This window comes from uncultured Tateyamaria sp., from assembly GCF_947503465.1.
GTDB lineage: Bacteria > Pseudomonadota > Alphaproteobacteria > Rhodobacterales > Rhodobacteraceae > Tateyamaria.
On sequence record NZ_CANNDN010000002.1, the window covers coordinates 135,812 to 156,901 of the forward strand.

The 21,090-nt window shown below is 63.2% G+C and carries 19 protein-coding genes; 5 read left to right on the top strand and 14 right to left on the bottom strand.

Annotated features, from left to right (window positions below; genetic code table 11):
- Positions 1–39 precede the first annotated feature (39 nt).
- The 6 genes from betA to Q0844_RS13235 form a co-directional block, all read right to left on the bottom strand.
- The gene (gene betA / locus Q0844_RS13210) at positions 40–1,686 is read right to left on the bottom strand and encodes a choline dehydrogenase (protein WP_299045592.1); all 1,647 of its coding nucleotides are present in this window, start codon (positions 1,684–1,686) and stop codon (positions 40–42) included.
- A gap of 254 nt (positions 1,687–1,940) precedes the next feature.
- A complete protein-coding gene (gene betB, locus Q0844_RS13215; RefSeq protein WP_299045594.1) occupies positions 1,941–3,398 on the bottom strand; it encodes a betaine-aldehyde dehydrogenase in 1,458 nt (485 codons plus the stop codon).
- Positions 3,399–3,438: 40 nt separating this feature from the next.
- Positions 3,439–4,947 carry a choline-sulfatase gene (gene betC, locus Q0844_RS13220; RefSeq protein ID WP_299045596.1) on the bottom strand — a complete coding sequence of 503 codons (1,509 nt, stop codon included), beginning with the start codon at positions 4,945–4,947 and terminating at the stop codon, positions 3,439–3,441.
- Positions 4,944–5,519 (bottom strand): transcriptional regulator BetI, encoded by a 576-nt coding sequence (gene betI, locus Q0844_RS13225; protein WP_299046758.1) that lies wholly within the window; start codon positions 5,517–5,519, stop codon positions 4,944–4,946. Before betI ends, betC begins: the two co-directional genes overlap by 4 nt.
- 69 nt (positions 5,520–5,588) lie before the next feature.
- Positions 5,589–6,491: a DMT family transporter gene (locus Q0844_RS13230; RefSeq protein ID WP_299045598.1), complete on the bottom strand. Its 903-nt coding sequence runs from the start codon at positions 6,489–6,491 to the stop codon at positions 5,589–5,591.
- Positions 6,492–6,530: 39 nt separating this feature from the next.
- The gene (locus Q0844_RS13235) at positions 6,531–7,127 is read right to left on the bottom strand and encodes a LysE/ArgO family amino acid transporter (protein ID WP_299045601.1); all 597 of its coding nucleotides are present in this window, start codon (positions 7,125–7,127) and stop codon (positions 6,531–6,533) included.
- A gap of 281 nt (positions 7,128–7,408) precedes the next feature.
- Between Q0844_RS13235 and Q0844_RS13240 the strand changes: the two genes are divergently transcribed.
- The gene (locus Q0844_RS13240) at positions 7,409–7,645 is read left to right on the top strand and encodes a hypothetical protein (RefSeq protein WP_299045604.1); all 237 of its coding nucleotides are present in this window, start codon (positions 7,409–7,411) and stop codon (positions 7,643–7,645) included.
- Positions 7,646–7,795: 150 nt separating this feature from the next.
- Here the strand turns inward: Q0844_RS13240 and Q0844_RS13245 are convergent, their stop codons facing one another.
- Both Q0844_RS13245 and Q0844_RS13250 read right to left on the bottom strand, forming a co-directional pair.
- Complete coding sequence (locus Q0844_RS13245) at positions 7,796–8,212, bottom strand: VOC family protein (RefSeq protein WP_299045606.1); 417 nt, start codon at positions 8,210–8,212, stop codon at positions 7,796–7,798.
- 147 nt (positions 8,213–8,359) lie between these two features.
- On the bottom strand, positions 8,360–9,106 hold the full coding sequence (locus Q0844_RS13250) for a YebC/PmpR family DNA-binding transcriptional regulator (RefSeq protein ID WP_299045609.1): 747 nt from the start codon (positions 9,104–9,106) through the stop codon (positions 8,360–8,362).
- Between the two features lie 156 nt (positions 9,107–9,262).
- On the opposite strand from Q0844_RS13250, the gene Q0844_RS13255 reads away from it, so the two are divergent.
- From Q0844_RS13255 to Q0844_RS13270, 4 genes are all read left to right on the top strand, one after another.
- Positions 9,263–10,207: a glutathione S-transferase C-terminal domain-containing protein gene (locus Q0844_RS13255; RefSeq protein WP_299045612.1), complete on the top strand. Its 945-nt coding sequence runs from the start codon at positions 9,263–9,265 to the stop codon at positions 10,205–10,207.
- Between the two features lie 254 nt (positions 10,208–10,461).
- Entirely contained in the window at positions 10,462–12,234 is a 1,773-nt protein-coding gene (locus tag Q0844_RS13260; protein WP_299045613.1) for an SLC13 family permease, read from the top strand.
- 122 nt (positions 12,235–12,356) lie between these two features.
- A complete protein-coding gene (locus tag Q0844_RS13265) occupies positions 12,357–13,214 on the top strand; it encodes a bile acid:sodium symporter family protein (protein WP_299045614.1) in 858 nt (285 codons plus the stop codon).
- Between the two features lie 12 nt (positions 13,215–13,226).
- On the top strand, positions 13,227–14,885 hold the full coding sequence (locus Q0844_RS13270; RefSeq protein WP_299045615.1) for an FAD-binding dehydrogenase: 1,659 nt from the start codon (positions 13,227–13,229) through the stop codon (positions 14,883–14,885).
- Here Q0844_RS13270 and Q0844_RS13275 read toward each other — a convergent pair.
- The 6 genes from Q0844_RS13275 to mgtE all read right to left on the bottom strand — a co-directional run bounded on the left by Q0844_RS13275 (position 14,868) and on the right by mgtE (position 21,034).
- Positions 14,868–15,365 carry a hypothetical protein gene (locus Q0844_RS13275; protein ID WP_299045617.1) on the bottom strand — a complete coding sequence of 166 codons (498 nt, stop codon included), beginning with the start codon at positions 15,363–15,365 and terminating at the stop codon, positions 14,868–14,870. The two genes, Q0844_RS13270 and Q0844_RS13275, sit on opposite strands and share 18 nt — an antisense overlap.
- A 60-nt stretch (positions 15,366–15,425) precedes the next feature.
- A complete protein-coding gene (locus Q0844_RS13280) occupies positions 15,426–17,204 on the bottom strand; it encodes an SLC13 family permease (protein ID WP_299045619.1) in 1,779 nt (592 codons plus the stop codon).
- Between the two features lie 25 nt (positions 17,205–17,229).
- Positions 17,230–18,156, bottom strand: coding sequence for a DMT family transporter (locus Q0844_RS13285; protein WP_299045621.1), 927 nt, complete (start codon positions 18,154–18,156; stop codon positions 17,230–17,232).
- Positions 18,153–18,962: a TIGR00282 family metallophosphoesterase gene (locus Q0844_RS13290; protein WP_299045622.1), complete on the bottom strand. Its 810-nt coding sequence runs from the start codon at positions 18,960–18,962 to the stop codon at positions 18,153–18,155. Before Q0844_RS13290 ends, Q0844_RS13285 begins: the two co-directional genes overlap by 4 nt.
- 114 nt (positions 18,963–19,076) lie before the next feature.
- Positions 19,077–19,631 carry a 5-formyltetrahydrofolate cyclo-ligase gene (locus Q0844_RS13295; protein ID WP_299045623.1) on the bottom strand — a complete coding sequence of 185 codons (555 nt, stop codon included), beginning with the start codon at positions 19,629–19,631 and terminating at the stop codon, positions 19,077–19,079.
- Between the two features lie 8 nt (positions 19,632–19,639).
- The gene (gene mgtE, locus Q0844_RS13300) at positions 19,640–21,034 is read right to left on the bottom strand and encodes a magnesium transporter (RefSeq protein ID WP_299045624.1); all 1,395 of its coding nucleotides are present in this window, start codon (positions 21,032–21,034) and stop codon (positions 19,640–19,642) included.
- Between the last annotated feature and the right edge of the window lie 56 nt (positions 21,035–21,090).

Below are 21,090 nucleotides of genomic sequence, written 5' to 3' on the forward strand. Positions count from 1 at the left end.
ACGGTTCGTTAAGACTTCAAACAGAACTTGCGACGTACGTTAACGCTGCGCCGTTTCCCAATCCGGGTGAATCCAGGGCACATCGTTGCTGCGGGGCAGATGGCGGCCCAGGATGTGATCGGCCATCTTCTCGCCGGTCATGATGGATGGACCATTCAGGTTGCCATTGGTGATGCGTGGAAAGACCGAACTGTCCACAACGCGTAACGCCTCCACACCGATCACCCGGCCTTGGGGATCGACCACGCTCATCGGATCACCCGTGCGGCCCATGCGACAGGTGCCGCACGGGTGATAGGCGCTTTCTGCATGTTCGCGGATGATGTCATCCAGCGCGGCGTCGCTCTGGTGGGCGGCGCCCGGCTGGATTTCATGCTTCACGAATGGGGCAAAAGCGTCCTGGCCAAAGATCTCTCGCGTCAATCGGATCGACGTGCGGAAATCCTCCCAATCCTGCGGGGTGCTCATGTAATTGAACCGGATCACCGGGTCATCGGCGGGGTTCGCGGACCGCAAGGTCACCGCCCCGCGAGAGGGAGAGCGCATCGGGCCGACATGGGCCTGAAATCCGTGCCCATCAGCTGCCGTTTGCCCGTCATAGCGCACGGCGATGGGCAAAAAATGGTATTGGATGTCGGGGTACGGCACCCCCGCGCGGCTGCGAATGAAGGCGGCGCTTTCAAACTGGTTCGATGCGCCCAGACCCGTGCCGGTGAACAGCCACTGCGCCCCGATCAGCGCCTTGGAAAACAGGTTCCAGTATTTGTACAGCGTGATCGGCTGTTTGGAGGCATACTGGATATACATCTCCAGATGGTCCTGCAGGTTCGCCCCGACACCGGGACGGTCCGCCACCACATCAATTCCATGGTCGGCCAGATGGGCACCCGGGCCGATACCCGACAACATGAGGATCTTGGGCGAGTTGATGGACGACGCCGCAAGGATGACCTCGACGCGTGCCTTGACGGTGGTTCCGCCTGCCAGGACAATACCCGTGGCGCGGCCATCGGCCATCTCCACCCGCTCGACCAAACCACGGACCAGATCGCAGTTGGACCGCTTCAGCGCCGGCTTCAGATAGGCGTTGGCCGCAGACCAGCGCCGCCCCTTGTGGACAGTCTGCTCCATGGGGCCAAAGCCCTCCTGCTTTTGTCCATTGTAGTCGTCGGTCACCTCGTACCCGGCCTGCCGACCGGCCTCGACAAAGGCGGCAAACAGCGGATTGGTGCGTGGCCCCCGCGTGACATGCAACGGCCCATCGGCGCCGCGCCAGGCCGGATCACCGCCATGGCCATTGCCGTCCCAGGCTTCCATCCGTTTGAAATAGGGCAACACGTCCGCATAGGCCCAACCATCGGCGCCGCTCTCGGCCCAGTGGTCATAGTCCATGGCATGGCCGCGCACATAGACCATGCCGTTGATGGACGATGACCCTCCTACGACCTTGCCGCGCGGACAGGCCAGCCGGCGGCCACCCAGATGCGGCTCCGGCTCTGATCGGTACCCCCAATCATAGCGTTTCATGTTCATCGGATAAGACAGCGCCGCAGGCATCTGAATGAAGGGGCCCGCATCCGTCCCCCCATGCTCGATGACCAGAACGGACTTGCCGGCCTCCGCCAACCGGTAGGCCACGGCACAGCCCGACGACCCAGCCCCCACAATCACATAATCCGCTTCCATTGCTCACCTTCCGTGAGTCCGCGAAAGGTCAAGACGGGCCAAAGGCCCCCGCGCCCGGCGCGGCCTGGTCTTGAGGTTTCGGGGAATCGCATCTCATCCTTGATGAGGTGCCTTGGGGATCAAACCGATCCCTCAAGCACCTCTCAGCAAAAATCCTTCACATCCCACATGGCGCAACACCGCCCCCCGCGCGCCCTTGTTCGGAGCGCGGGGTGGGTGGGCGGGAGCGCTCCGAAAAAGGGCGTCCTTCCCCATCAGAACGGGGCCTCCAGATCGCCCATGCGCACATAGACCGACTTCACCTGACTGTAATGCTCGATGGCTGCGCTCGAATTCTCGCGCCCGACGCCAGAGGCTTTCACACCACCAAAGGGCGCCTCGACCGGCGCGTCATTATAGGTGTTGATATAACAGGTCCCCGCCTCGAACCCGGCAGCCACACGGTGCGCGCGCGCCAGGTCGCGGGTGAACACGCCCGCCGCCAGACCGAATTGTGTGTCATTGGCCCGGGCCAGCACATCCTCCTCGGTCTCGAAATCCAGCACGGCCATGACGGGGCCAAAAATCTCTTCCCGCGCGATGGTCATGTCGTCGGTCACGCCCGCAAAGACGGTCGGCTCCAGAAAAAACCCATCGCGGTCCAGCCGGTTGCCGCCGCAAACAAGCTGTGCGCCCTCCTCTTGCCCCTTGGCGATGTAGCCCTGCACAATCTCCATCTGCCGTGCGCTGACCATGGGACCAAAGCTGGTTTCAGGATCCTGCGGATCACCGATCACGGCCGCACGCAGCCGTTCGGTCAGGCGTGCGAGGAAGGCGTCCTTGATTGCCTTGTGCACAAAGACACGTGTACCGTTGGAACAGACCTGGCCCGAGGAATAGAAGTTGCCGAGGATTGCCCCCGACACGGCGTTTTCGACGTCTGCATCGTCGAAGATGATCAAGGGCGACTTGCCGCCCAGCTCCATCGTCACATGCTTCATGCCTTCGGCAGCTGCGGCATAAACCTTGCGCCCCGTCGGCACCGATCCCGTCAGCGATACCTTGTCGACCCGCGCATCGCCGACCAATGCCGCGCCCACATCGCCCAAGCCCTGCACCACGTTATAGACGCCGGCAGGCGCACCCGCCTCGTGCAGGATTTCAGCGACCTTCAGCGCACATAGCGGCGTCGTTTCAGACGGCTTGAACACCATGGTGTTGCCACAGGCAAGCGCGGGCGCTCCCTTCCAACTGGCAATCTGCGTGGGATAGTTCCATGCACCGATCCCGACGCAGACCCCCAAAGGCTCGCGACGGGTATAGACCCAGTCTTCCCCCAGCTGGATATGCGCGCCCGTCAGGGTCGCGGCCATCCCGCCAAAATATTCCAGCGCATCCGCCCCGCTGGTGGCATCCACCACGGACGTCTCCTGATATGGCTTGCCCGTATCATAGGTTTCCAGCACCGACAGATCGTGGTTGCGTGCGCGCATGATGTCGGCGGCCCGGCGCAGTATACGGCCCCGTTCAGTGCCGGTCATCGCGGCCCACTCCGCCTGCGCCGTACGCGCTGCATTCAGCGCCCGGTCAATGATTGCAGGCGTCGCGGAGTGGACACGCCCGATCACCTCGCCGGTCGCGGGGTAAATCACGTCAATGGGCGTTCCTTCGGTATCTTCGACATATTCGCCAGCGATAAAATGGCTGGCCGTGGGTTGGGTTGGATAGGTCATTCTCGCCTCCGGCGGACATATTTTTCGAACAATGAAAACGCTATTCGCCCCGTGGGAATCGCTGGTTCTCTTCCAGCACGTTCAGGTCCATGTGGTTGCGCATGTACCGTTCCGAGGCCTTTTGCAGCGGTTGGTAATCCCAGGGAAAATAGCCCCCCTTTCGCAGCGCCTCGTAAACAACCCAGCGGCGGGCCTGACTGGCGCGCACCTCGGCGTCGAACCGGTCAAGGTCCCACCGGGCGTCGGCCTTGGCCTGCAATTGCGCCAGCGTTCCCTGATGGGCGGGAACGTCGGCAAGGTTGGTCAACTCTTGCGGATCGGCATCGAGGTCAAAGAGCTGATCCGGGTCCAGCGCACAGCGGTTGAATTTCCACTTGCCGTATCGCAGCGACACCATCGGGGCGTAGGACGCCTCGGCCGCGTATTCCATCGCGACGGGTTCGGTGCGTTCCACCCCCTGCCCCTGCGGCACCAGCGACTGTCCGGTGGTCCATGGCATCACGTCTGACATGTCCACGCCCGCCAGATCGCACAGCGTGGGGCACACGTCGATATTGGACACCGGGTCAGTGACAAGGCCCGGCGCCATCGACGGGGCCGCGATCATCAATGGCACCCGCGCGGACCCTTCATAGAAGGACATCTTGAACCACAGCCCCCGCGCGCCCAGCATGTCGCCGTGATCAGAGACAAACAGGATGATCGCCTCTTGCCGCGTACCTTCCAACGCTTCCAGCACTTCGCCGATCTTGTCGTCGAGATAGGAGATATTGGCAAAATATGCGCGCCGCGACCGGCGGATGTCGTCATCCGAGATGTTGAAATTGTCCCGGTCGTTGGCATCGAGGATGCGCTGCGAATGTGGGTCCTGATCCGCGTAGGGGATCGGGCCCACCTCGGGCATCAGGTGGTCGCAGTCCTTGTAAAGGTCCCAGTATTTTCTGCGCGCCACGTAAGGATCATGCGGATGTGTGAAGCTGACGGTCAAACACCAGGGCCGCGCATCGTGGCCGCGCCCCAGATCATAGATCTTGCGGGTCGCGTGATACGCCACCTCGTCATCGAACTCGAGCTGGTTGGTGATCTCGGCGACACCCGCGCCCGTGACCGACCCCATGTTGTGATACCACCAGTCGATCCGCTCGCCCGGCTTGCGATAATCCGGCGTCCAGCCGAAATCGGGCGGATAGACATCCGTGGTCAGCCGTTCCTCGAACCCATGCAACTGGTCGGGACCGACAAAGTGCATCTTGCCCGACAGGCACGTCTGATAGCCTGCGCGCCGCAGATGGTGGGCATAGGTGGGGATGGCGGACGGGAATTCCGCCGCGTTGTCGTAGACGCCCGTTGCACTGGGCAATTGGCCGGACATGAAGGCCGCGCGCCCCGGCGCGCACAGGGGTGAGGCGGTGTAGGCGTTGCGGAAGCGGGTGGACCGCGCGGCGAGGTTCTTCAGGTTCGGCGCATGCAGCCAATCGACAGGCCCATCGGGGAAAAGCGTGCCGTTCAATTGATCCACCATGAAGATCAGGATGTTGGGCTGGGTCATTGGTGCGCTCCTGTCACCTTGTCCAGGGCCCGCAGCGCGGTGGACATTGCCGCGTCGCGCGACGCGTCCTTGGCCAGGGCCGCGCGCAAGTACAGCCCATCGATCAGGGCCCCCAACATGTCCGCGTCCCCACGGGGATCGCTGCTGATCCCGCGCAGGGCGTGGGTCAGGTTGGATCGCAGACGGCGCTGGTACAGGACCAGCAGCCGGTGCGTTTCAGGATGGGTGGTGGCCTGGGCATAAAGTGTCATCCAGGCCCCGACCGTCGCAGGCGCAAAGCAGGACGGCGCAAAGCTGGCGGCAATCAACGCTTCGGCCCGGGCGCGTGGCGTGCGGGATCGCGCCAGCGCTTCGACCACCTCGGCCCGGAAATCGCGCAAGATCTGGCCCATGGCCGCCAGAAAGATCTGGTGCTTGCCCCCGAAATAGTGATGCGCAAGCGCCGTCGACATGCCGGCCCGCTTGGCGATCTGGCCCACGGTGACATCCAGCGACCCGGCCGCGCCGATCTCGGCAATCGTGGCCTCGACTAGGGCCGCCCTGCGGATCGGCTCCATTCCCAATTTCGGCACGGCGTCCTCCGGTCCTTGCATCGTCGCGCAAGGTGCGGGGTTTTTATTGATCCGTCAATCAATAAAAAGTCAAAGCTTGGTTGCAGGGCTCGGAGGTGTGATCGGGCGCCGTTTCAACACCGCTTCGCGCCAGGTGATAAAGGACACGGCAGCCAGAATAAGCGCACCGCCCAGAATGACCCAGACATCGACCGGTTCGGCAAACACCAGCGCGCCCAGCAGGACAGCCCAGACCAGCTGCAGGAAGGTGACGGGTTGGGTCACGGTGACTGGGGCCGCGGCAAAGGCCATGGTCATTGTGTAATGTCCGGCGGTGGCAAAGCAGGCGACCAGAAACAGCAGGCCCGTTTCGCCCCAGGTGGGCCACACCCAATTGGCAAGGGCAAACGGGGCAAGGCAGATGGTCACGACAATCGACAACATGGCCACGACGACAGCCGGTTTCGCCTCATCCGCCATGATCTTCGCCAAAAGGTACGATCCTGCAAAGCTGATGGCACAAAACAACATGGCAATGTGTCCGGGGGCCACCTCGCGAAAGCCGGGGCGCAGGATGACGGCAGTGCCGATCAGGGCGACGACAATGGCCGCGATTCGGCGCAAGGCCAACCGCTCGCCCAGAAACAGCGCGGCCCCGATGCTGACATAGACCGGCGCGAGGTAATTCATCGCCGTCACTTCGGCGATGGGAATGCGGGTCATTGCAAAAAACCACAGGATCACGCCACCGGTGTGAAACACACCGCGCATCGAAAACAGCCGCCATTGCCGCGCTGTCAGATGGGCCGCACGCAAGGCGGGCAACATGGGCAGCAAAAACACCAGGCCCAGCAGATAGCGCAGGAATGCCGCCTCGGCCGGCGGAATGCGGTCGCCCATGTATTTGACCAGCGCGGTCACAGCCACAAAACAAAAGCCGGTGACAAGCATCCAGAAGACAGCGATCAGCGGACGAGAGGGGGAGGCACTCATGCCCCCATGAACCCCGAAACCATGACCAAGCACAAGGCGTCAGAGCAGCAGCAATTTCAACGCGATGCCCCACATGGTCAACGCGATGATCGCGTCCAGAACCTGCCATGCCCTCTGGTTGGCAAAAAGCGGCGCCAGCAGGCGCGCACCATAACCAAGGGAAAAGAAAAACGTGAAACTGGCCAGCACGGCGCCAATGCCAAACAGCAACCGGTCCGGGTACTGGGCCGAGATCGACCCGATCAACACAACCGTGTCCAGATAGACATGCGGGTTCAACCACGTCAGGGCCAGAACAGTCAGAATGGCAGCACGCAGGCTCTGCACATCACCGCCCGACGTGTCCATGGCCGCGCCGCCCTTCCAGGCTGACCGCGCATTCTGCCAGCCATACCAGATCAGGAACGCGGCACCGCCATAGCGCATCACCGCCTCGAACCACGGAAGCGCTTCGGCCAAGGCGCCAAATCCGGCCACCCCGCCTGCGATCAAAACCGCGTCGCAGGTGGCGCAGGTCAGGCACACCCAGAACACATGCAACCGCCGCAGCCCCTGTCGCAGGACAAACGCATTTTGCGCCCCGATCGCCAGGATCAGGGACAGAGACAGCAAAAACCCGGGAACGAAAGAGGCCATGACACGGTTCACATTGCAACGCGACAGGATCTATCCATATGAACTCTGCGCTGCAACCCCGCGCGAGCTATACGTTTTCTGCAGATCAGCCTTGCGCAATTGGGCAGAGCATTCCGGCACCGACGTCCCTATATCGATCCAACCCGCGTGACATATCACGCATTGACCTACTGCCAGCAGTTGTCATCTGACGCAGGTATCACGTTGATCTGATCTTTGATGATTGGCGTATGACCTTACAGACCCCATATGCTGGTCAACGATAACAAGGATGAAATCCGATGCTTGACGATACACATACCGTCGACCTGACCAAGCAGGACCTCGAATTGATCGAGGCCGCGTTGCAAACCCAGGAAAAGATCCTGTCCGTGCAAAGCCGCGCGGGCGGTGCCGCTGCGCGCACCCGCTTGAACGATCTCAAGGGCCTGATGCGCCGCTTGCGCCGGCAGACACCCGCACCCCATGCCGACGGCTCACAAAGCTGGAGCCAGGTGGCGCGTCAACTGTTCTTCTGATCCGCAGCGGAACAGCCCCCGAAGGCAAGACTGAACGCCGCGCCTGGTGACAGGGCGGCGTTTTGCTTTTGCAACGGGCAAGACAGCGTGCGCGGCGACCGACGCAATCCCCGGCACCACCATGCGCCAGCGCGCATACATGAAACAGCGTTACCCGTCGCGTCCCGGCTCGTTCGGATCGCTCGAAAACAGCGCGACCTTGTTGCCCTGCGGATCACGCAAGTAAGCCACGAAGAAATTGGCGCCATAGGCCGCGCGAAATCCCGGCGGGCCCTCGTCCTGACCGCCAGCGGCCACTGCGGCGGCATGCAAGTCACGCACCTGCTGCTGACTGCGTGCCTCAAAGGCCACCATTGTGCCGTTCCCGGCCGACGCGGGCCCGCGATCAAAGGGTACCTTCACATAGAATTCCGGCGACACCGGGGCCTGGCCCGGCGCGACGGGCAACGCATAGCTTAGGTCGCCGTGATACCGCTCCAGCCCGTAACCAAGCGCTGGCAGAAAGGCCGAATAGAACCGTTCAGCCCGGTCAATATCATCCACACCGACGCAGACATACGCGATCATGCTGATGGCTCCGTTTCAGACGTCACAGGATAAGCGCGAAGATAGCACAGGCCGACGCGGCATGCACAACGATGGCACCGCACGCAGTTTCAACACAAAATTTATGTTCGTTAAGAAAGTGTTGCGGTTACCCATGGGTAACCTCACTCACCCGTCCAGCTGATCCATGACCGCGTCGCTGGCCTCGAAATTGGTGGTGACGGTCTGCACGTCATCATCATCTTCCAGCGCATCAATCAGCTTCATCAGCTTCTGCATGCCTTCCAGATCCATCTCGGTCGTGGTGGTCGGACGCCACACCAGCTTGGTGGACTCGGATTCGCCCAATTCTGCCTCAAGCGCGTTCGACACCTCGTTCAGGTCCGTATCCGCACACCAGATCACATGGCCGTCCTCGGTGCTCTCCACGTCTTCGGCCCCGGCCTCGATCGCGGCCATCATGACGGTGTCGGCATCGCCCGCCTCGACCGGATAGCTCACGGCCCCCTTGCGGTCGAACATGAAACCAACGCTGCCCGTCTCGCCCAGATTGCCGCCGTTCTTGGTAAAGGTCGAGCGCACGGTCGACGCGGTGCGGTTGCGGTTGTCCGTCATCGCCTCGACGATCACGGCCACGCCATTCGGGCCATAGCCCTCATAGCGGATCTCTTCATAATCCTCGCCCTCGCCCGCGATCGATTTCTTGATGGCGCGGTCGATATTGTCCTTGGGCATGGACTGCGACTTGGCCTCCTTCACGGCCAGGCGCAGGCGCGGGTTCTTGTCGGGGTCGGGATCACCCATCTTGGCCGCGATGGTGATTTCCTTCGACAGCTTGGAAAACAGCTTGGCGCGCAGCTTGTCCTGACGCCCCTTGCGGTGCTGGATGTTTGCCCATTTTGAGTGGCCGGCCATGCGCGCCTCCTGTCTTCGGAATTTCGGTGGTCCGGGCGTCTATAGGACATCGCCCGCCACAGGGGCAAGGCCACCCTGTGCAACGGCGCAGCCCTCCCGTGCGTGGCACGCCTGCCCCGCTCTGCTAGCTTGCAACCAAACAGAACGGAGCAAACCATGGGCGTGATGATCGAAGGTGTGTACCAGGTCCAGGACCCCGGCCCCGGCACCACCCAAAACGGCGCATACGAGCGCGCCAAAAGCACGCTGCGGGGCAGGATCACACCAGATGGCCCGTTCACGCCGGACCATGGCCGTTATCACCTTTTCGTCGCCTGGAACTGCCCGTGGGCGCATCGCACGCTGCTGACACGGGCGGTTCTCGGGCTTCAGGACGCGATCTCGATCAGCATCGCCAAACCCCGGCGTACCGAACAGGGCTGGGTGTTCGACACGGACGGTGAATTCACCGACGTGGAACTGGGCACGTCCGCCGTGCACGAGGTCTATGCCCGTCAACACCCCCCCTATACCGGGCGGATCACGGTGCCGATCCTCTGGGACAAAGAGACGAAACAGATCGTCTCGAACGAAAGCGCCGACATCGTGCGCATGCTCGGCACCACCTTTGATCCAAACCGCCGCCTGTGCCCCGACCATCAAAAGGCCGAGATTGACCGCTGGAACACCCTGATCCACGCACATGTCAACAACGGTGTCTACCGTGCCGGCTTTGCCCGCACGCAAGAGGCATATGACGCCGCCGTCACCGCTCTCTTCGCCACGCTGGACGATCTCGAAAGCCACCTCACCAAACACATCACGCTCACTGGGACAAACCTGACCGAAGCCGACCTGCGCCTCTTTCCCACATTGGCCCGCTTCGATGTGGCCTACCATTACGCATTCAAATGCAACCTCGCGAAACTCAGCGACTACCCCGCCCTGTGGGATTATGCCCGCGCGCTGAATGCCCTCCCTGGCGTGGCCGAAACCGTCAAACCCGACATCTACAAGGCAGGCTACTTTTCCCCGTCCGAGGCGCGCAACCCGCTGGGCATTGTCCCGGCAGGCCCCCGGATCGACTGGACCGCCCCCTCCACCCGAACGATCCACTGGTAACGGATCACGGCCCACGCTCTTCTTCTGGCCAGAAATATCCCGGGGGTTTGGGGGCAGCGCCCCCATTCACGCAAAAAATCGCGTCGCGCAGCGCCCGCTTGATCCCGCGGGTCGCCCGCCCCCCACCCCGACACCCCGGGACCGGGCAAGACCAGCACTGGCCCGCCGCCTCACACATTGCGGCATGAACAGCCTCAAACCGCGTCCGCAGAAACAACTGGAACGCCCAGCCCCCGAACCCTAGGGTGCCGGACATGACCACCGACCAGATTATCCTGTTTTCCCTGTTCGGCGCCGTCTTCGGCCTGCTGCTCTGGGGGCGCTTTCGCTATGACATTGTTGCGTTCACCGCCCTGATGGCGGCGGTTGTGCTGGGGGTCGTGCCCAGTGCAGAGGCTTTTTCCGGCTTCGGCCACCCCGCAACGCTTGTGGTGGCCCTGGTGCTCGTGGTTTCGGCGGGGCTCGTGCGCTCGGGTGCGGTCTTTCTGATCACGCGCACCCTGGTCGATGCCAGCCGATCGCTTGGCGCGCATATCACGTTGATGGGGGCCATTGGCGGCGTGCTGTCCGCTTTCATGAACAATGTGGCCGCACTTGCGCTCCTGATGCCGGTCGATATCCAGACCGCGCGAAAGGCCGGTCGGTCGCCAGGCCTCAGCCTCATGCCGCTCAGCTTTGCCACGATCCTCGGTGGCATGGTCACATTGATCGGCACGCCGCCCAACATCATCATCGCCACGATCCGCCAAGACAGCCTGGGCGAACCCTTCCGCATGTTCGACTTCGCCCCGGTGGGGGGCATCGCCGCCATCGCGGGCCTGACCTTTGTCGCGCTTGTCGGCTGGCGGCTGATCCCGGCGCGCGAGGATGGCAGCACCCCGGACGAGGCTCTGTCGGAATACATCGCCGAATTGACCATTCCCGAAGGGTCCAAACATGCAGGCAAACGCGTGGGCGAGTTGGAGGAAGAGGCGGAAAAGGCCGATGTCGCCATTATCGGCGTGATCCGGGAGGGCAAACGCCGCTACGGGCGCGCCCGCAATACGGTCCTGCAGGAGGGCGACGCCCTGGTGATCGAGGCGACGCCCGATGCGCTGGACGAATTCCGCGCGGCCCTCAGCCTGGCGGTCGCGGATGCCAAGCGCGAAGAGCAGTTGAAAGCAGCCGGGGAAGGCGTTGAAATCATTGAAGTCGTCGTCACGGACCAATCCCGTCTGATCGGACGGACAGCGCAAAGTGTCGGGCTCAGTTGGCGCCAATCCACCGTGCTTTTGGGGATTTCGCGTGGCGGCAAGCGGATCACCAAGCAGATCCGCAAGACCGAAGTCCGCGCGGGCGACATCCTGCTGCTGTTGGTGCCGCGCGACACCGGCCAGGATGTGACGCAGTGGCTGGGCGGCCTGCCGCTGGCCGAACGCGGTCTGGCCGTGACAGCCGATGATAAGGTCTGGCTTGCCATCGGGCTGTTTGCAGGGGCGGTCGCGGCGGCAAGCGTGGGCCTGTTGTACCTGCCCATTGCGCTTGGCCTTGTCGTGGTGGCCTATGTGCTGTCCAAGATCGTGCCATTGTCCGAACTTTATACCCATATCGAATGGCCCGTGATCGTGCTGCTCGGCTCCATGATCCCGCTGGGGGCCGCGCTGGAAAGTTCGGGCGGCACGGAACTGATCGCGGGTTGGCTGGTGACACTGACCGACGGCTTGCCCGCCTGGGCGGTGCTGACGGTGCTGATGGTCGTCACGATGAGCCTGTCAGACGTGCTGAACAACACTGCCACAACCATCGTGGCCGCACCTGTCGGTATCCAGATGGCCCAGACGCTGGGTGTCTCGCCCGACCCGTTCCTGATGGCGGTGGCGGTCGCCGCCTCGTCCGCATTCCTCACCCCGATCGGACACAAGAACAACACGCTGATACTGGGACCCGGGGGGTACAAGTTCGGCGATTACTGGCGTATCGGCCTGCCGCTCGAGGTCATCGTGATTGCGGTGTCGATCCCCGCCATCCTGCTGTTCTGGCCGCTTTGATCCGCGCATCGGAATTTTGCAAAATTCCGGACCGTTTTCCGGGCCGGAAAACGGCTGACCAAGGGTAAGCGTTGCGTGCAACGGACCGTCCCGTCTAACGTCGCGCGCAGGGAGGCGACGGAATGGACATACTTGTAAACGTGGTGCTGCCACTTTCGCTGGCGATCATCATGCTGAGCCTCGGCATCGGACTGACCTTTGCCGACTTTGGCCGCGTCCTGCGCACACCCAAGGCCTTTGCCACCGGCGCGATCGCTCAGGTCATCCTGCTACCCGGTGTCACCTATTGTGTGGTGCGCGCCTTTGGATTGCCCGCCGAAATCGCCGTCGGCTTCATGCTGCTCAGCTTTTGTCCGGGTGGCGTCACGTCAAACATGCTTGCGCGCCTGTCCCGGGGCGACGTCGCCCTATCGGTGTCCCTCACGGCTGTTATCAGCCTGCTCAGCATTCTGACGGTCCCTGTCCTTGCCGCGTGGTCGGTCGTGCATTTCATGGGGGATGCCGCACCGGATGTGTCGGTGACACGCCTTGCCGTGTCGGTCTTTGTGATCGTCACGCTGCCGGTCTTGATCGGGGTCCTGATCCGCCGCTATGCCACCGATTTCGCCATCAGTGTCGAACCTTTTCTGTCGCGCCTTGCCACCCTGCTGTTCATCATCATCGTTGTTGCCGCGCTGGCCGCGAACTGGGACATCTTTGTCGGCAACCTGGACACGCTGGGTCCTGCGCTGGTGGTGCTTATCCTTGTTCTTCTGCTGGTCGGCCTGGCCCTGGCCCGGTTGGCCGCCTTGCCCTGGGACCAGTCCAAGACGATCGCCGTTGAAACCGGCATCCAGAACGCGACCCTTGGCATCACGCTGGCCGCCCTCATATCCGGCCAGGCCGACGGGTTCAGCGCGATGGCCCTGCCATCCGGGGTCTACGGCATTCTGATGTATCTTGTTGCCGCACCCTTTGTGGTATGGTTCCGCAGCCGCTGAGGGAGACCGCAGATGGATCAGGCAGACGCCATTGTCGTGGGATCGGGCCTTGCCGGTCTGGCCGCGGCCGCCGAACTTGGGGATCGCGGCAAGCGGGTGATCATCGTTGATCAGGAGCCGCGCAGTTTCCTCGGCGGTCAAGCCTTCTGGTCCCTGGGCGGGCTTTTCATGGTCGACACGCCCGAACAGCGGCGCATGGGCATCCGTGACAACCGCGCGCTGGCCCTGAACGACTGGATGGGCAGCGCCCAGTTTGACCGCGACGAAGACGCTATGCCCCGCAAATGGGCCGAAGCCTATATCGACTTTGCCGCGGGCGAGATGCGCCCCTGGCTGCATGCGATGGGGTTGCGGTGGTTTCCCATCGTGGGCTGGGCCGAACGGGGCGGCAGCTTTGCCGATGGGCACGGCAATTCAGTGCCCCGGTTTCATATCACCTGGGGCACGGGCCCCGGCATCATCGAACATTTCGTGCGCCGCTGCGAAGACCATGAAAAGGCGGGCCTGATCCAGTTCAACTTTCGCCACCAGGTGGACCGGATTGATATGGAGAACGGGGCGGCCAAGGGTGTCAGTGGCACGCTGCTGGCCGACGACGGTGCCGCGCGCGGCCAGCAGACCAACCGCGACAAGGTGGGGGAGTTCGCGCTGCGCGCGCCATCGGTCATCGTGACCTCCGGTGGCATTGGTGGCAATTTCGACATGGTGCGCAAGGTGTGGCCCACAGACCGCCTTGGGCCCGCGCCCAAGGACATGGTGGCCGGTGTGCCTGCCCATGTGGACGGCCGCATGATCGGCATTTCCGAGGCGGCAGGCGGACACGTCATCAATGGCGACCGCATGTGGCACTATACCGAAGGCGTCAAGAACTGGGACCCGATCTGGCCCAGCCACGGCATTCGTATCCTGCCGGGTCCGTCGTCGATGTGGTTCGACGCGGAAGGCAACCGGTTCGCCCCACCCGCCCTGCCCGGCTTTGACAGCATGTCGACCCTGCGCGACATTCTCGCGACGGGCTATGATTACAGCTGGTTCGTGCTGACCCAGAAGATCATCAAGAAGGAATTCGCGCTGTCCGGGTCCGAGCAGAACCCGGACCTGACCTCCAAGAAGTGGTCAGAGGTGATCAGGCAACGCGTGCTGTCGGGCAAGAACGCCACCGGCCCGGTCGAAGCCTTCAAGGAACGCGGCGAGGATTTTGTCGTCGCCAACGATCTGAGCACGCTTGTCCGGGGCATGAACCAGGTCGCGGGCGGCAACCTGATTGACGAGGCCAAACTGCGCGCACAGATCGAGGCGCGGGATGCCCAGATCGACAATCCGTTCTCGAAGGATGCGCAGATGATGGCCATTCATGCCGCGCGCAACTATCGCGGTGACCGCCTGTTGCGCACGGCCAAGCCGCACAAGTTCCTTGATCCTGGGAACGGCCCGCTGATCGCGGTCAAGCTGCATGTGCTGACGCGCAAGACGTTGGGCGGGCTTCACACCACCCTCGACAGCCAGATGATCGGGGCCTATGGCGTGCCTGTGCCGGGCCTGTTCGCGGCCGGCGAGGTCGCGGGCTTTGGCGGCGGGGGCTATCACGGCTACAATGCGCTTGAGGGCACGTTCCTGGGCGGCTGCATCTTTTCGGGGCGCGCTGCCGGGCGGTCAAATTCCATCGCCTGACGCCCCCCTGATCCGGCCGGGATGCCGCTGTTCCAGATGCACGGGCGCCTCTCCGCACAGGTGGGCCACGCCGCTGTCATCGAACATCGCCCACCGTGCCGCAATCAGTTGGAAATGCCGCGTTTCGCACCCCCAGGCATCCCGGGAAAAGCGGGACCGCCACACCCCTTCGATCCGCACCGGCAGCTGGATCGTATCAACCCCTTCGGGGCGCCAGCCGGGGGTCTTGGACCGGGCGTGGAACAACAGGGCGCGCAAACGCGCCTCGACCCCATGGGCCTGCCGGGTCCGCCGCCCGGCAAACAGCACCTGGATCGCGGCACCGTCCTGGGTAAAGCCGCGCACCACAAGGTCCTGCCGGTTGTTGCGGTGCATTTGCGGCACCAGCCCGACAGTGACGCGCCGCACCGGTGACCGGAACAGCCCATTGTCCTCGTAATCGGGTGTGATCAGATGTGCGGGTCGGCGAAGGTCAGGCATGGCATGCTGCGGGTTGGGTGATGCCCCGCATAGCAGCCCGCCGTTAACAGTCTCTTTCCCTCACAACGGCCAGATCAGCGGGATCACCGCCGACGCCAGCACGCCGACGCTTAGGTTGAGCGGAATGCCCACCCGCATGAAGTCGGTGAACTTGTAGCCGCCTGGACCATAGACAAGCATGTTGGTTTGATAGCCGATGGGCGTCGCGAACGACGCCGACGCCGCCACCATCACCGCCACCACAAGCGGGCGCGGATCAATCCCGAGGGCAGTGGCAAGGCCGATGGCGATGGGTGTCACCACAACCGCGACCGCATTGTTGCTGACCAATTCGGTCAGGACGGAGGTCAGCAGGTACACCGCCCACACGATCAGGAACGGCGGCAGCACCATCAGGCTGGGCGCGATGGCATCCACGATCAGCGACACCGCCCCCGTCGCCTCGAGCGCCGCACCAATGGCCAGCATGGAAAAGATAAGCGCCAGCAAGCGGCCATCGACAAAGGAAAACGCCTCGTCCGCGTCGATGCAGCGGGTGATCAGCACCACGGCGACTGCCAGCACCGACAGCATCAGGATCGGGGCAACCCCGAGGGCCGCCAGGATCACGATCCCCAACAGCGCGCCCAGCGCAATGGGGGCGTGGCTGCGCCGGTATTCGCGTTGCGAGGGCTTGGAGACATCCACCATGTCCATGTCACTGGCCAGACGCTGGATGTCTTCGGGTGCCCCTTCCAACAGCAGCGTATCACCGACCTTGACCACCAGGTCATCCAGCTGCCGCCCGATGTTCTGGTTCCGGCGGTGCACGGCCAGTGGATAAACCCCGTAGCGGCGGCGCAGGCGCAGCGCCCCCAGGGACCGGCCCACCATCTTGCAGCCGGGTGTGATCAGAACCTCGACCGTCGTTGTCTCGACCGCGCCGACCTGATCGATGCGCTTGAGTTCCTTGTTGCGTTGCAGGCTCAAAAGCTCGGTCATCTGGGTCCGCAGGACCACACGGTCGCCCACCTGCAACGCGACCCCTGCCATGTTCCGGCGCAACGACTGATCGCCCCGGATCACATCGATCAGGCGTACGCCATCGCGCTTGAACAACTGCACGCCCGTCACCTCGCGTCCGACCAGGTTGGATTCGGGGGGGATGACGGCCTCGGTAAAGAATTTCATGCGGCTGCGGTCGCTCAGCAACCCCGCCAAGCTGTCGCGGTCCGGCAACAGCAGGGGACCAAAGAACCGCAAGTACACCATCCCCCAGACCACCAGGACAATGCCCAGCGGCGTGACCTCGAAGATGGTAAACGGCGCCATCCCCTGCGCCCGGGCCACACCGTCCACCAGCAGGTTGGTCGAGGTGCCGATCAGGGTCAGCGTGCCGCCCAGGATCGCGGCATAGCTGAGCGGGATCAGCAGTTTCGACGGGCTGAGCCCCATTGTCTTGGCCAGTTGAATGATCACCGGGATCATGACCACCACAACCGGGGTATTCGACACGATTGCCGAACTGAAGACAACAAAGGCCATCAACAGGATGACGGCCACGGCCGGGTTGGTTCGGGCCTTGCGGTCCGCCAGCCCGGTGAAGGCATCCAGCGCCCCGGTGCGCACAAGCGCCCCCATGATGATGAACATCGCCGCGATGGTCCACGGGGCCGGGTTGGACAGAACGATCAGGGCATCGTCATAGGGCAATGCACCCGACCCAAGCATCAGGGCCACGCCGCCGATGGCCACCACTTCGGTCGGAAACACCTCGCGCAGGAACAGCACGAACATGACGCCCACCACCACCAGCGTCAGGATGGCATAGCCTGTTTGCGAAAGCTCGATCAGCCCCATGGGCACGACCCCTGTTCATGCGCGATCAGCGTGCACTGTCCCCCAACGATGCCGCCGCTTCAACCCGCCCGCGGCGCGGCTGCACCAGAAACATGCCCACCAGCATCAGTGCAAGGGCGGCCCAGACGGTCGGGGCATAGGCCTCCTCCAGGATCAGCTTGGCCCAGAACACACCAAAGAGCGTCACCAGAAAACTGACCTGCACCGCAAAAACGGGGCCCGCGCGGCCCACCAGCCAGACATAGCCCGCATAGACCAGCACATGGGTGACGGAACTGAGGATCAGGGCGATGTCTGCGGCCCCGTATGCCGGGCGCGGATCGATCCATTGCCCGCTGAACAGCGCAAGAGGCAGCGCGATCACGGCCCCCACGACAGAGGCACCCCACAGGACCTGCACCGCATCCAGGCCCGCCGTCCCCCAACGCGCCACGTAATTGCCCTCGAACGCGTAAAACAGGCCCGAAATCAGACCCACGAAGATCCAGAAAATCGGGATCGCGCCGGTCATGTTCGCGTTGGGCAGCACGATCAACAGGACGGCGGTCAATCCGACCAGCAAGCCCGCGAAACGGCGCCATTCAAAGCGGTCAAGCGCCAGCAGCAGCGCGATGGGGAAGGCCCAGATCGGGATCATGCTGAGCAGGATGGACATGATGCCCGACGGCAGGTGCACCGCCGCCTGATAGCTGGCCGAGTTGGGCAATACCGATCCGATCAGCGCAATCACCAGATAGACCCGCATGTGATCCCGCCCCCAGGGCAGGCGCGCACCGCGCACCAGGCCAAGCACCGTCATGACGGCAGCGCCGATCGCCATCTGCCAGAACAGAAGGCCGAAATGCTGATATCCGGTGCTGACGGCAATCTTGGTCAGGGGCATGGTCAGGCCCCACCCCGCCCCCAGCAGGATCAGCACTGCCGTGAACCCGAGGGCCGCGCGACCCGTCATGGACCGCTGGCCTGCAAAAGCCCGCCCTCGCGCACCATTTCGATGCGCGTCGCGCGTCCGTCAGCACCCGTTTCGACATAGACGCCGGACAGAGTGGCGGGGCCAAGGGCCGGCTGAAACCGCTCTTTTGGCATGCCGGTGATGAACCGGCGCAGGGGTTCGTCCCGCTGCATGCCGATGACCGAGTTATAGTCGCCGCACATGCCCGCATCGGTCAGGTAGGCACACCCCCTGGACAGGATCATCGCGTCTGCCGTCGGCACATGGGTGTGGGTGCCAACCATCAGGCTGGCCCGCCCGTCACACCAATGCCCCATCGCCATCTTCTCGGAGGTCGCCTCGCAATGGAAATCCACGATGATGGCGTCGGCCTGACCACCCAGAGGATGGGCACGGAACACCGTTTCAAGGGCCGAGAAAGGATCATCAAAAGGCCGCTTCATGAACACCTGCCCCAGCGCCTGGGCCACCAGCACCTTCTTGCCGTTCCGCGCCGTGAACAGGCGCGCGCCCTTACCCGGTGCGGCCTTGGAGAAGTTCAGCGGGCGAATGATCCGCGGCTCCTGCTCGACAAAGGCAAGCATGTCCTTTTGGTCAAAGGCATGGTCGCCCAGCGTCACGCAATCCGCGCCGGCCTCAAGCAGGGTTTTGGCATGCGCACCGGACAGCCCCATGCCGGACGTGGCGTTTTCCCCGTTCACAACAACAAAATCGAGGTCCCAGTCGGCGCGCAATCGCGGCAGGTGATCGGTGACAGCCTGACGGCCCGCGCGGCCCATCACATCACCCAGGAATAGAAGTTTCATACGGCCCCATATGCCGCGCACGGCGCGCACGGCAAGCCCAAAGCGCACCGCGTCCCCTCTCTCAGTTCCAAAAATTCCGAGGGTGAAGCCGCAGGCCGCGGGGGCTGGCCCCCTTCAGACCTCAATCACCTCTGCGTCCGTGACAATCATGTCGAGCATCTGATCCGTCGGCTCCATCGGCAGCGCCGCCATTTCCTGCGCGCCATATGCAAAACCGATGGCAAGGGTCGCCCGACGCGCGCGCAATTGCTGCAATGTCCGGTCATAGAAGCCGCCGCCATAACCCAAACGCCCGCCCGTCCGGGTGAAGGCAACAAGCGGCACGATCAAGATCTCGGGCTTAAGGAAATCGTCAACCTCCGGCACCATCGCGCCGAACGGACCCGCGCGCAGCGGCGCGTCGGGCATCCAGCGCGAGAAACGCAGCGGTTGCCCCTGCCCCATGATCACCGGCACACCGACATGCCCATGCGCGGCCGCCTCGGCCATGGCAGGCAGCGGATCAATCTCGGACCGGATGGGCATGTAACCCGCCAGCGACACACCCCGGTACCCGGCCAGAACGGATGACAACAGGCCCGACGCCCCACCCGCATCCAGGTCGAACGCGGCCTTGCGCGCGGCAAAGGCCTGTTTGCGCACGGCCGCTTTCTGATCCGCCAGATCCATCCGCAGCCCTACAGCAGCACGATGGCCGCAAGGCCGAGAAACGCAAAGAAACCAACCACATCCGTCACGGTGGTCACAAACGCCCCCGAGGCCAGCGCCGGGTCTATTCCGATGCGGTCCAGCACGATGGGAATGCCTGTGCCCGCCAGCCCCGCCACAACCATGTTCACCACCATCGCGGCCGCAATCACGTATCCCAGCGCAGGCGATCCGAACCAGAGGATGCCGACAACGCCCATCACTACGGCAAAGACAGCGCCGTTGATCAGGCCCACCAACACCTCGCGCCGGATGACGCGCCACACATTTGCACCGGTCAGATCCTTGGTCGCAAGCGCGCGCACGGCCACGGTCAGCGATTGCGTGCCGGCATTGCCCCCCATCGACGCCACGATGGGCATCAGGACGGCCAACGCCACGATCTGGGCAATCGCCATTTCAAACTGCGCGATGACCAGCGATGCGAGGATGGACGTCACCAGGTTCACCGCCAACCACGGAATACGCCGCTTGGTCGTCTCCCGGACCGAATCCGACAGGGCCGATTCCTCGCCCACCCCCGCCAGGCGCAGGATGTCTTCCTCGTGCTCTTCATCCAGCACGGCCATCGCGTCGTCGATGGTGATCAGACCGATCAACCGCCCCTCGTCATCAACCACGGGGGCCGAGATCAGGTGATACTGGTTAAAGGCATAGGCCACGTCGCTTTCGTCCTGGCTGGCGGGAATGACGCGAAAGGTGTCCTCCACCAGATCCGTCAGCATCACCTCGCGCCGCGACCGCATGAGCTTGCCCAGCGTCACATTGCCCACCGGATGCAGGCGCGGGTCCACCAGCACGATGTGGTAGAACTGATTGGGCAGGTCCTCTTCCTCGGCATTGCGCAGCCGGTCGATGGCCTCGCCCACGGTCCAGTGTTCGGGGGCCATGACCACCTCGCGCTGCATCAGGCGACCGGCAGAATACTCGGGGAAGGCCAGCGACTGTTCGACCAGCGCACGATCGGTGTCCTCCAGCGCATCCAGGATCTGTTCCTGCTGCTTGTCGTCCAGATCTTCGATCAGGTCGACCACATCGTCACTGTCCAGATCGCGCACCGCTTCGGCCAGGACGTTCGGCTTGAGAACGGCAATCACCTCTTCGCGGATCGCTTCGTCCAGTTCGGTCAGGATGTCGCCGTCAAATTCGCGATCATAAAGGCGGATCAGGCGCGACCGGTCAAAGGCGTTGATCTGTTCCAGAAGGTCGGCAATGTCGGCCGCGTGCAGCGGCTCCATCAGCTTGGTCAGCTGTTCGCGGTCTTCGATGTCAACGGCATACAGGATCGCGGAAACGTTCTTGCGTTCAAGCACATAGGCGTTTTCATCGCTGGTGGGGTCCGTCACGTTGGCCTCATCTGACATGGCGTGCGTCTCCCTTCCGTGGCGTCTGGGCAGACCATAGGGCGCACCCCATGGGC